Consider the following 11,431-nt stretch of genomic DNA (forward strand, 5'->3'; position numbering starts at 1 on the left):
GTCTCTGATGCGCGAATTTCGGCCATTTTCATGCATTTCTTGGGCAATCCGCTCAAATTTGCAGCAGACCGGGAAAGCGCGCATCTCTTCCCAAGACGGGAAAATGAGCTATAAGTGTCAACAATTCAGGGAGCGGCCCGTGCCTCCTTCCGGCACGGCTGCCGACGTCACGGACAACATCGATGACCGCCGCCGGTGATGATGACGACGTCCCGCTGAACTGGGGCGCAGACACGCTGGCGATCGCCGACGTCGCCGCCACGGCCGCCCGCGCCGGCCGCGCCGTCGCCGAGATCCCGTATGCGATCCGGGTGCTGGTGGAGAACCTCAAGCGCCATCGCCGCGCCGGCCCACCCGGCGTGGTCGGCTCAGACGACGTCGCCGCCGCCGTCCTGTGGGACCGGAACCGCAACCGCGGCCTGCCGCTCCATGTCGAGCGGGTGATCCTCCCGGACTCGAGCGGCCTGCCGGTGCTGCTCGACCTCGCCGCGCTACGCGACGCCGTCGCCGCCCGCGGCGGTGATCCGCACCAGGTCGAGCCGGTGGTGCCGGTCGACCTCGTCGTCGACCACTCGCTGCAGGTCGACTGGGCCGGCGCGAGCGACGCCATGGCGGCCAACATGCGGCGCGAATACGAGCGCAACGGCGAACGCTATCGCTTCCTCAAATGGGCGGACGGCGCCTTCAAGTCGCTGCGGGTGTTTCCGCCCGGCACCGGCATCATCCACCAGGTCAACCTCGAATTCATCGCCGAGGTCGTGCGGCGCCGGAGCCACGGCGGCACGCTGTGGGCCGTGCCGGACTTCGTCATCGGCGGCGACTCCCACACGCCGATGGTCAACGGCATCGGCGTTCTCGGCTGGGGCGTCGGCGGCATCGACGCGGAATCGGCCATGCTCGGCGCCGCCTACGTCCTCCCCTGCCCCGAGGTGGTCGGCGTGCGGCTCGACGGCACGCGACGCGCCGGCGTCACCACCACCGACATCGCGCTCGCCGTCACCGAGCGGCTGCGGCGCGAGACCGTCGTCGCCGCGATCGTCGAGTATTACGGCGACGCCGTGGATGCGCTGGCCATTCCGGAGCGTGCCACCATGGCCAACATGGCGCCGGAATACGGCGCCACGGCCGGCTTCTTCCCGATCGACGCACGCACCATCGACTACCTCGCGCTGACCCGGCCGGGCCGCGACCTCGCCGGCCTGGTGGACGCCTATGCCCGGCGCAACAGTCTGTTCCGGCACCCGGACGCACCCGTTCCGCACTATCAGCGCACGATCGAGATCGATGTCGGCGCCATCGGCGCAGCCGTCGCCGGGCCGCGCCGGCCGCAGGACCGGCTGGATCTGGCCGCCGTCGCCGCCGATTTCTCGCAGCGGCTCGCGCGGCCGCTCGCCGCCGGCGGCTTCGCGGCGAAACCGGCTGCGCCGACGGCCGCGCCTGCCGCCGACCGCCCCGACAACGGCACGATCGACGACGGCACCATCGTCATCGCCGCCGTCACCTCGTGCACCAACACGTCCAACCCGGCCGTCATGCTCGCCGCCGGCCTGGTCGCCAAAAAAGCGCGGGCGCGCGGGCTCACGGTCGCGCCGCACGTCAAGACGTCGCTGGCGCCGGGCTCGCGGGTGGTCACCCGCTATCTCGACCACGCCGGCCTGCTCGGCGATCTCGAGGCGCTCGGCTTCCATGTCGTCGGCTACGGCTGCACCACCTGCGGCGGCAAGTCGGGCCCGCTCGCGTCCGATATCGCGCAGGCGATCGAACGGGACGGCCCGGTCGCCGTCGCGGTGCTGTCCGGCAACCGCAATTTCGAGGGCCGCATCCATCGCCTGGTGCGGGCGAACTACATCATGTCGCCGCCGCTGGTCGTCGCCTACGCCCTGGCGGGCCGCATCGACCGCGATCTGTCGCGCGAGCCGGTCGGGCACGATGGCGACGGCGCGCCCGTGATGCTCGCCGACCTCTGGCCGAGCGCCGACGAGATCGCCGCCGTGATGCCGCACGCGCTCGATTCTGCCCTCTTCGCCGAGGTGTACGGACACGCCTCCGCCGATCCGCTGTGGGACGGGCTCGCCGCCCCCACGGGCGAGCGCTACTTGTGGGACGCGGCGTCCACCTATCTGGTCAAGCCCCCCTTCTTCGACGACACGCCGGCGCCGCTCGCCGACCGCATCGACGGCGCCCGCGTGCTCGGCCTGTTCGGCGACTCGCTCACCACCGACCACATCTCGCCCGGCGGCGAAATCCCGGCCGACAGCCCGGCCGGCCTCTATCTCCAGGGACAGGGCATCGCGCCGCGCGACTTCAACACCTATGTGGCGCGCCGCTGCAACCACCACGTCATGGCCCGCGCCACCTTCGCCAATCTGCGCATCAAGAACCGGCTGCTGCCCGACCGCGAAGGCTGGTTCACCATCCATCATCCGAGCGGCGAGACGGTCACGTTCCACGAGGCGGCCCGCCGCTATCTCGACGCCGGCACTCCGACGATCGTGCTGGCCGGCCGCGAATACGGCACCGGCTCGAGCCGCGACTGGGCCGCCAAGGGCTCGGCGCTGCTCGGCCTCCGGGCCGTGATCGCCGAATCCTACGAGCGCATCCACCGCGCCAACCTGATCGGGATGGGCATCGTGCCGCTCGCCTTCAGGGACGGCGAAGGCTGGGCGAAGCTCGGCCTCACCGGCCGCGAGACCTGCACGATCGAGAACCTGCGTGCCGGCGTCCGCACCAGCGCCCCGATCACCGTCACGACCCGCGACGGCGACCGCACGATCACGTTCGCGGTCACGGCCCAGGTGTTCACCGAAAGCGAGCGCCGCCAGATCGAAGGCGGCGGCATTCTCGCCATGATGGTCCGCGATCTCTCGGCCGCGCCGCAGCGCGCGACCACGCCTTGAGGAGTGATCCCATGCTCGATGTGGTTCTCGCCGGCGGCGAGCTCGTCATTCCGGAGACCGGAGTCGTGCGCGGCTCGGTCGGCATCAAGGACGGCAGGATCGCCACCGTCGCCGACCCGGACGAGACTCTGGCCGCGCGAAAAACCGTCGACTGCCGCGGCAAGTGGGTGATGCCCGGCCTGATCGACCCGCACACCCATATCGGCTTCGGCGACAAGGAGCACGACTTCCAGACCGAGTCGCGCTCGGCGGCGCTCGGCGGCGTCACGGCACTGTTCACGTTCCACCGCTCGGCCGACCTGCGCGAGTCGTCCGCACCCTGGATCGCCCACGGCGAGAGGCTGAGCTGCATCGATTTCGGCCTGCATTTCGGCCTCACCAGCGCGCTGCATGTCGACACCCTGGTCGAGACGGCGAAGCGCTTCGGTGTCAGCTCGTTCAAGGTTTATCTGATGTACAAGGGCGCCGCCGGCGCCGCCAAGGGCTTCACCGAGATCGACGACGGCCTCTTGTTCCGCACCATGCTGGAGGCGCGCAAGGTGCCGGGCGGCGTGGTCGGCGTGCATTGCGAGAATGTCGAGGTGATCCCGGTGTTCCGCGGGCCGCTCAAGGCCGCCGGCCGCACCGATCTCGCCGCCTGGGACGAGCAGAGCCCGGACTTCCTCGAGGCCGAGAACGTCAGCCGGGTGATCTATTTCGCCGCCAAGGCGGACTGCCCGGTCAACATCGTCCATCTGTCGAGCGCCGAAGGCCTCGGCATCATCCGGCGCCACCGCGCCGTCTATCGCAATCCGGTGCACGTCGAGACCTGCGCGCACTACCTGACGATGACGCGCGACGACCCCAGCGGCTTCCTCGCCAAGGTCAATCCGCCGCTGCGCCGCCAGGCCGATTGCGACGCGCTGTGGGAGGGCATCATGGACGGCTCGATCGAGACCGTCGGCTCGGACCATGTGCCGCGCAAGGTCGCCACCAAGGCGCCGGATCTGTGGGGCGCCAGCGCCGGCTTTCCCGGCCTCGCCACCCTGCTGCCGCTGATGATCGAGGAGGGCCACTACGCCCGCGGCGTCCCGCTCACCCGCATCGCCGCCGTGACGAGCCTCAACGTCGCGCGTCTCTACAACGTGCCCTCGAAGGGCTCGATCGCGGTCGGCAAGGACGCCGACCTGATGGTGATCGATCCGCACGAGACCCGCAAGGTCGACCACGCCGCGCTCGCCTCCTATTCCGACTACACGCCGCTGCAGGGCCGCGCGCTGCGCGGCTGGCCGGTGCACACTTTTGCGCGCGGCCGTCATCTCGTCGACGGCGGGCGCCTCACCGAGACGGCGCTGACGGCGCCGGCCGGCCACTATCTCAGGCGCGCCGTGTGAGGCCGCTCATCCGCAGAGGACGGGCCGCCACCGACGCGGCGACAGCACGACACAGGACACCGGACGGAAGGTCGACGACATGACGCAGACACGCATCTGGGACAAGTTCCTCACCGCGCGCGACCAGAAGGTGCTGGCGGCCTCCGGCTACGGCAAGCGCGGCGGCTTCGGAACGCGGCCGGCGCTGTTCATCATCGACGTGCAGTACAATTTCTGCGGCGACACCCCGCAGGACATTCTCGACGGCCTCAAGCAGTACCGCACCCATTGCGGCCGCGAGGCCTGGGACGCGGTCGCCCATATCGAGCCGCTGCTGCACCTCGCCCGCGAGAAGAATTTTCCGGTGTTCTACACCGAGAGCGCGCGCCGCACCGACATGCTCGATTCCGGCGTCCAGGTCGGCAAGAGCCATCGCGGCACCGAGAAGACCGTGATCGAAGGCACGCATGCGACCCAGACGGTCGAGCCGCTGGCGCCGCGTCCGCAGGACATCCGCATCGGCAAGCGCAAGCCGTCGTGCTTCTTCGGCACCATCTTCATGAGCCACCTGAACTTCCTCGACATCGACACGCTCATCCTGACGGGCTGCACCACCTCGGGCTGCCTGCGCGCCACGGCGGTCGACGCCTACTCGTACAATTTCAAGGTCGTCATCCCGGAGGAGTGCTCGTTCGATCGCTTCGAGGCGAGCCATGCCGTCAATCTGTTCGACCTGAACTGCAAGTACGCCGACGTCATCCCGACCGCCGAGGTCGAGACCTATCTGGGCGGCCTGCCGGTCCGCCCGCCGTTCACCGCGCCCGTCGGTTGACCGGGGCTGCGGCGATGACCGACCGGCGCGCCATCGTCACCGGCACGGCCTCGGGCATCGGGCGCGCCATCGCCCGGCGGCTGCTCGCCGACGGCTGGGAGGTGGTCGGGCTCGACCGCGAGCCGCAGGGGGAGAGCGCCGGCTTCACGCCGATCACGATCGACCTGCTCGATCGCGACCGCCTCGGCGAGATCGCCGAAAAGCTCGCCGCCGGGCGGCCGACCGCGCTGGTGCATTCGGCCGGCATCATGCGGGCCGACGACGACCCGGAGACGCGCGACACCGGCGGCGAGACCTTGTGGCACCTGCACGTCGCCGCCGCCGAGCTGCTGATCAGCACGCTGACGCCGGCGATGCCGGATCGCGACGGCCGCGTCGTGGTGATGTCGAGCCGGGCGGCACAGGGCCGGCCCGGCCGCATGTTCTATGCGGCCTCCAAGGGCGGCGTCGAAGCCATGGTGCGCTGTGCCGCCGGCGCGCTGGTGGCGCGCGGCATCACCGTGAATGCCGTCGCGCCGGGCGCCACCGACACGCCGCAGCTCGTCGACCCGGCCCGCGCCGGCGCCCCCATCCGGCTGCCGCCGATCGGCCGGCTGATCGCGCCCGACGAGGTCGCCGCCCTGATCGCCTTCCTGGTCGGCCCATACGGCGGCGCCATCACGGGCCAGACGCTGACCATGTGCGGCGGCGCCAGCCTGACGCTCGCCTGACGCGTCCGGCGGTCGGACCGGTCGCGATCGCCGCCAGGATCTCCGCAACGCGACGCGTGACGGCCGCGCCGGAGCCTCGTTAAGATGCCGGCAAGCGATCCGAAAAAAATCGTCGCCGGGAGGTCCGTCGTGAATCTGTTCCAGAAGCTCGTCGAGCGCGAGGAGGCCGGGCTGCCCGTCACGGTCGGGGTGATCGGCGCGGGCAAGTTCGGCACCATGTTCCTGGCCCAGGCGCGGCTGACCCGCGGCCTGCACGTGGTCGGCGTCGCCGACCTCGACGTTGTTCGCGCCAGGCGTCAGCTCGCCGCGGCCGGCTGGGAGGAGGAACGCAGCACCGCCACCTCGCTGGCCGACGCGATCGAGACGCGCCGCACCCATGTCGGCCCCGACGCCGACGCGCTGATCGCCCAGCCGGACGTCGAGGTGATCGTCGAGGCGACCGGCGTGCCGGCCGCCGGCATCCGCCACGCGCTGGCGGCGATCGCGCACGGCAAGCATGTGGTGATGGTCAATGTCGAGGCCGACGCGCTCGCCGGTCCGCTGCTCGCCCGCGCCGCCCAGGCGGCCGGCGTCGTCTACAGCCTCGCCTGGGGCGACCAGCCGGCGCTGATCTGCGAGCATGTCGACTGGGCGCGTGCCTGCGGCTTCAAGGTGATCTCGGCCGGCAAGGGCACACGATACGAGCCGCACTACCACGCCTCGACGCCCGACACAGTGTGGGACATCCTCGACAAGTATCTGTCGATCGCCGACCGCGGCTCGATCAATCCAAAAATGTTCAACAGCTTCGTCGACGGCACCAAGTCGGCGATCGAGATGACGGCGGTGTGCAACGCCACCGGCCTGCTGCCGCAAAGCGACGGCCTCGCCTTCCCGCCGGCGAGCCGCTTCCAGCTCGCCGACGTATGCAAGCCGGCCCGCGACGGCGGCACCCTGGAGACGGCCGGCGTCACCGAGGTGGTCTCCTCGGTCAACCGGCAGGGCCGCGACGTGCCGCATCATCTGGCGCTCGGCACGTTTGTCGTGATCGAGGGCGAGACCGAGTATGCGCGGCGCTGCTTTCGGGAATACGCCATGCTGCCGGATGCGAGCGGGCGGTATGCGGCACTCTACCGGCCGATCCACCTGATCGGGCTGGAGCTCGGCATCTCGGTGGCGAGCGCTGCGCTGCGCGGCGAGCCGACCGGCAGCCCGACCGGCTTCCGTTCCGACGTCGTCGCAACCGCCAAGCGCGCGCTGCGCCGGGGCGAGGTGCTGGACGGCGAAGGCGGCTTCTGCGTGTGGGGCAAGCAGACGCCGGCGGCGCGCTCTCTCGCCGACGGGCTGCTGCCGCTCGGCCTCGCCCACGGCGTCACGCTCTTGCGCGATGTTCCGGAGGGCGCAGCCTTGCGCTGGGCCGACGTGACCATCGACGAGACCGACATCGCCGTGAAAACGCGGCGGGAGATGGAGGCGTCCTGTGGCGAGACGGCAGGTGCATCGGCGCGTTGAGAGACTGCTCTCGAATCGGAGGATCGAAATGTGAGTGACTACTACGTTCATCGCCTGCAAGTGTCGATGTCGCTGGCGACGGCCGACAAGATCGCGAACGAAGCCATCGCGGCCGGTCACGAAGCGAAGCTGCTGCCGTTGACCGTAGCGATCCTCGACGCCGGCGGCACGCTGGTCGTTCTCAAGCGGGAGGACGGATCCGGCATACTGCGCGGCGATATCGCCATCGGAAAAGCCTGGGGTGCGCTCGGCATGGGCATTTCCAGCCGCACCATCCGCGATCGCCTGCGCGAGCGGCCGGCCTTTCAGAGCGCGCTCGCCGCGGCATCGGACGGACGGTTCATTCCAGTTCCCGGCGGCGTTCTGGTGATGAACGACAGGAAAGACGTGATCGGCGCGGTCGGCATCAGCGGCGACGCGTCCGACAAGGACGAGTATGCGGCCGTCACGGCGGTGCAGCGCGTCGGGCTGATGCCGCATCCCGAGATGCCGGCCGAGCACTGGCGCGAGGCCGGCCTGTGACGACACGATCGACGAAACGAGACCGGGAAGGAGTCCAGATGAAGACGCTTGCGGCCGCAATCATATGCCTTGGCGCCTTGCTGTCGCCGGCAATGGCGCAGGACGCTTATCCGAGCCGCGCTATCCGCCTGGTCGTCCCCTTCCCGGCCGGCGGACCGACCGACGTCTTCGCCCGGCAGTACGCGGCGCGGATGTCCACCGTTCTCGGCCAGCAGATGTTCGTGGAGAACAAGGCCGGTGCGGCCGGCGCGATCGGCTCGGCCGAGGTCGCCCGAGCCGCGGCGGACGGCTACACGCTGCTGTTCGGGACGGCCTCGACACACGGGCTGTACAATCTGCTGTCGAAGAATCCGGTCTACGATTCCCTGAAGGATTTTTCCCCGGTCGCCATCGTCGGCGCGGCGCCGGCGGTCGTCGTCGTCCATCCCTCGGGACCTGCCGACCTGAAGGCCCTGGTCGCGGCCGTGAAGGCCAATCCGGGTAAGCTGCAATACGGCTCGCCCGGCACCGGCACGTTCCTGCATCTCGCTGGCGAGATGTTCAAGACCGAGGCCGGCAAGCTCGATATTCCACACATCCCCTACAAGGGCGCCGCCCCGGCCATGAACGATCTGATCGGCAACCAGATCGGCATGGTGATCGATACGCTCGGAACGTCGCTTCAACAGTACCGTGCCGGCACGGTCCGCATCCTCGCGGTGGCCTCGGCGAAGCGGTCCGAACTGGCGCCCGACATTCCGACCGTGGACGAGGCGCTGAACATCCAAGGCTTCGAAGCGGGCTTGTGGAACATGGTGGCCGTACCCGCGGCGACACCGGCTGCGGTGGTGGCGAAGCTCTCTGACGCCACGTCGCGCGTCATGGCGGATGCGGAGTTTCAGGCGCAGTTGCGCAAGCTCGGCATCGATCCGGTCACCGACTCGTCGCCCGCGGCTGCCCGCGCCTTCATCGAACGGGAGCGGATGCGCTTCAAGCCCGTGGTCGCAGCTTCGGGCGTCAGCATCGACTGACCGTTGGAGCGGCCAGACGGGGCCTCCAGGAACGGTCCGTCCGATTCACGTTTTCGTCTGATCATCGGATGTCGACACCGCCGGCGTGCCGCCCAGGAAGGTGGCGATCACGGGATCTTTCACGAGCACCGCAAGATCATCGGCGGTCGGCAGTTGCGGCTTGTCGCGCCTCGCATTGACCAGGCACAGGAAGCCGAGCAACGCGTCGCCTGTCGCACGGAACTGATGCCAGGTCATCGGCGGCACCGAGACGAGATCACGCTCCGCGACCGCCCGCACGGTGTCGCCGATCAGGCAGTGGCCGTGCCCGCGAAAAATCATCACGGCGTGGACGTGCTCGTGCCGCTCCAGCGTCGAGAAGCCGCCGGGCGCCACCTCGAAATAGCGCAGCTCGCCGTCGAGCGCCGGATCCGAGAACAGGATCTGGCGCGTCACCGCCTTGAACAGCGCGCGCTCGTCCTCCTTGTAGGGCATTTTTTCGACGCCCTCCCAACGGAAGTCTTGTTCGGCTTTTCGATAGTGAGTCGGCTGGTCGGTCGTCATGACGATCTCGTTCGGTGCATCTTCACGCTGCGCGTTTCGACCTCATGGTGAGGAGCGGATCGAGGTCCGCGCGCGCACGGCTTTCACATAATCATGCCCATGCACGGCGGCCACGAAATCCGCCGTTGCTTCGATCAGCCGCGGACCGGCCTCCAGCAGCGCGCCACCGATCAGCAGCATGACGTCGGGACCGTAAAAGTCGAGGAGCTCCGGCACGCGCTCGCGCGTCATGCCGCCGGCCGGCCCCGGCAGGCTCGGCGCCAGACCGTGCCAGGGTGCGCGCGCCGCATCGGCCAGCGCCCGGCATGTCTGCGCCGACCAGCCGAAGCGTCCGCCGAAATTCGGATAGACGATGGCGTCGCAGCCGATCAGGCGAAAGAGCTTGCCGAACAGCAGCGGCGGCGCGACGCGGCTCGCCCCGCCGAGCGCCGGATGGGCGACGAAGGCCATGTCGGGGTTCTCGGTCACCAGCGTGCGCACCGTGGCGAAGCCCGCCACCATCGGGGCGACCATCACGGCGGCGACGCCGGCGGCGCCGGCGCAGGCGAGCTGGACGCGCATGCTATCGAGGTCGCCCGAGAGGTTCGGCACGTAGAGCGTGGGCCGCCCGGTCTTTCGCACCGCCTCGCGCACGGCGTCGGCGATCCGCGGCACCCGCGCCGCGAACGGCGCATAGCTCTGGTCGGCGATGCCGTGGTCGTCCTTGATCAGGTCGATGCCGCCGGCGGCGAACTTTTGGGCCAGATCGGCGAGCGCCGCGGGCGGCAGGCCCTGCGGCTTCAGCGCCGTCGCCGTCAGGGCGCGGCGCTCGGCGCCGAGGCGGCCGCGAAACCCGGCGATGCCGTGCCGCGGCCCGCCGAAACCCGCGGCCATGTCGTCCGGCAGCGCGACGTCGGCGAGGACCACGTCGTCGTGCAGCGACGAGTTGCCGAACAGCATGTTCAGAAGCTGGCCGGCATCGGCCTCGATGGTGGCGCAGGCGAGGGCGATCGTCACGGCGAAGCGGTCGGCGCCGGCCGGCTCGATCGCGTCGACGCGGCCGACGATCCCGTCGCGCAAAGCCGCATCCGTGATGGCCGCGACCGGCATCTCGACGCTCTGCTCGACCGCGAGCGCGCGGGCGCGCGATTCGACCGCCTGAACCCCGCAGGAGACCAGATACGTGACCTTCAAACGACCGCCCACGCCTCACTCCCGACTATTCACGACGCAGCCTTCGGCGCCCCGCGCGCTCTGCTTGTCGGAACACGATCCCGAAAAGTCGGACTTGGTTGTCGGAAAAGATCATGCTCGGCACAAAACTTAGAGCGAAAAGACCAGACCAGGAAACGGCATCCGGCTCCAGCAGGCACGCGATGCAAAAGCCTGCCCGCCGCAAAGCCGAACCAGGACTGCCACGGCGGCGTCCAATCTCCGCCATGAAACGCTGATTCTATGGAGCTGGGGACTGGGGGAGTATGTGTATGGTGGGCTGGCCGAAGCTCCTTCGGAGCGTGACGGCGCGTGCGCTCGTCAGGCGTTTTTCGAAAGATCTGGTGATCGCGGGCACGGCGACGACAGCCGCGGTGCTCGTCCTGGCAGCCATCCACGACAATCCGATGACGGACAAGCCGCCGCGGCCACCCGCGGATGTGCTGCGGACCGCCATCCGCATCGAGCCGCCCGCCACCGTGACGGTGACGAGCCATCTCACTGAAGCCGAACCTGCAGCCACGCCCGCGCCACACGCTTCCATCCGGAAGCGGAGCGGACCGCGGCTGTCCGGCCCCGAGACGACCCGGCCCGTTGCGCCGGCCCAGCGTCTCGCCTCGGCCGCACGACCGGCGCCCTCCGGCGCCGCGATCTCCGACGAGCCCCCAACCGTATCGCCGCCGCTCGACCTGCAGGCCTTCGCCCGGACCTCCGACGGTCCCAGGGCGAGCCCCGAGACCGAGCGTCCTTGGACTTTCGGTTCATCGCTCCGCCTCGCGCGCACGGCTGCCGAGACGGCGACCAGCAGGGTGCTCGCATGGAAACACCGCGTCACGACTTCGACCGCTTGGCTGCTCGACGGCCTGCCTTGACACGCGAGCGG

The 11,431-nt window shown here is 69.7% G+C and carries 10 protein-coding genes; 8 read left to right on the forward strand and 2 right to left on the reverse strand.

Annotated elements, in window-relative coordinates:
- Window positions 1-182 precede the first annotated feature (182 nt).
- From acnA to HXX10_RS13205, 7 genes are all read left to right on the forward strand, one after another.
- Window positions 183-2,897, forward strand: coding sequence for an aconitate hydratase AcnA (acnA, locus tag HXX10_RS13175; RefSeq protein ID WP_296522773.1), 2,715 nt, complete (start codon window positions 183-185; stop codon window positions 2,895-2,897).
- An 11-nt stretch (window positions 2,898-2,908) separates the two neighbouring features.
- Window positions 2,909-4,270, forward strand: a complete 1,362-nt coding sequence (locus HXX10_RS13180) for an amidohydrolase family protein (protein ID WP_296522774.1) — start codon at window positions 2,909-2,911, stop codon at window positions 4,268-4,270.
- A 79-nt stretch (window positions 4,271-4,349) separates the two neighbouring features.
- Entirely contained in the window at window positions 4,350-5,081 is a 732-nt protein-coding gene (locus HXX10_RS13185; protein WP_296522775.1) for an isochorismatase family protein, read from the forward strand.
- Window positions 5,082-5,095: 14 nt separating this feature from the next.
- Complete coding sequence (locus tag HXX10_RS13190) at window positions 5,096-5,791, forward strand: SDR family NAD(P)-dependent oxidoreductase (RefSeq protein WP_296522776.1); 696 nt, start codon at window positions 5,096-5,098, stop codon at window positions 5,789-5,791.
- Window positions 5,792-5,920: 129 nt separating this feature from the next.
- The gene (locus HXX10_RS13195; protein ID WP_296522777.1) at window positions 5,921-7,282 is read left to right on the forward strand and encodes a Gfo/Idh/MocA family oxidoreductase; all 1,362 of its coding nucleotides are present in this window, start codon (window positions 5,921-5,923) and stop codon (window positions 7,280-7,282) included.
- A 30-nt stretch (window positions 7,283-7,312) separates the two neighbouring features.
- On the forward strand, window positions 7,313-7,804 hold the full coding sequence (locus HXX10_RS13200; protein ID WP_296522778.1) for a heme-binding protein: 492 nt from the start codon (window positions 7,313-7,315) through the stop codon (window positions 7,802-7,804).
- 38 nt (window positions 7,805-7,842) lie between these two features.
- Entirely contained in the window at window positions 7,843-8,814 is a 972-nt protein-coding gene (locus tag HXX10_RS13205) for a tripartite tricarboxylate transporter substrate binding protein (protein WP_296522779.1), read from the forward strand.
- 45 nt (window positions 8,815-8,859) lie between these two features.
- On the opposite strand, the gene HXX10_RS13210 is transcribed toward HXX10_RS13205, so the two are convergent.
- Together HXX10_RS13210 and HXX10_RS13215 are read right to left on the reverse strand one after the other, a co-directional pair.
- Window positions 8,860-9,357: a cupin domain-containing protein gene (locus HXX10_RS13210; protein ID WP_296522780.1), complete on the reverse strand. Its 498-nt coding sequence runs from the start codon at window positions 9,355-9,357 to the stop codon at window positions 8,860-8,862.
- Between the two features lie 42 nt (window positions 9,358-9,399).
- A complete protein-coding gene (locus HXX10_RS13215) occupies window positions 9,400-10,542 on the reverse strand; it encodes a RuBisCO large subunit C-terminal-like domain-containing protein (protein ID WP_296522781.1) in 1,143 nt (380 codons plus the stop codon).
- A 278-nt stretch (window positions 10,543-10,820) separates the two neighbouring features.
- Here HXX10_RS13215 and HXX10_RS13220 point away from each other — a divergent pair, with 278 nt between their 5' ends.
- Window positions 10,821-11,420, forward strand: a complete 600-nt coding sequence (locus tag HXX10_RS13220; protein WP_296522782.1) for a hypothetical protein — start codon at window positions 10,821-10,823, stop codon at window positions 11,418-11,420.
- The last annotated feature ends 11 nt before the right edge of the window (window positions 11,421-11,431 follow it).

Source organism: Rhodoplanes sp. (genome assembly GCF_013377085.1).
Taxonomy (GTDB): domain Bacteria; phylum Pseudomonadota; class Alphaproteobacteria; order Rhizobiales; family Xanthobacteraceae; genus Rhodoplanes.

Bases quoted from the DNA above. Each gene is read 5' to 3' on its own strand.
- HXX10_RS13220 (WP_296522782.1), top strand. From the start codon at position 10,821: ATGGTGGGCTGGCCGAAGCTCCTTCGGAGCGTGACGGCGCGTGCGCTC.
- HXX10_RS13190 (WP_296522776.1), top strand. From the start codon at position 5,096: ATGACCGACCGGCGCGCCATCGTCACCGGCACGGCCTCGGGCATCGGG.
- HXX10_RS13210 (WP_296522780.1), bottom strand. From the start codon at position 9,357: ATGACGACCGACCAGCCGACTCACTATCGAAAAGCCGAACAAGACTTC.
- HXX10_RS13185 (WP_296522775.1), top strand. From the start codon at position 4,350: ATGACGCAGACACGCATCTGGGACAAGTTCCTCACCGCGCGCGACCAG.
- acnA (WP_296522773.1), top strand. From the start codon at position 183: ATGACCGCCGCCGGTGATGATGACGACGTCCCGCTGAACTGGGGCGCA.
- HXX10_RS13180 (WP_296522774.1), top strand. From the start codon at position 2,909: ATGCTCGATGTGGTTCTCGCCGGCGGCGAGCTCGTCATTCCGGAGACC.
- HXX10_RS13205 (WP_296522779.1), top strand. From the start codon at position 7,843: ATGAAGACGCTTGCGGCCGCAATCATATGCCTTGGCGCCTTGCTGTCG.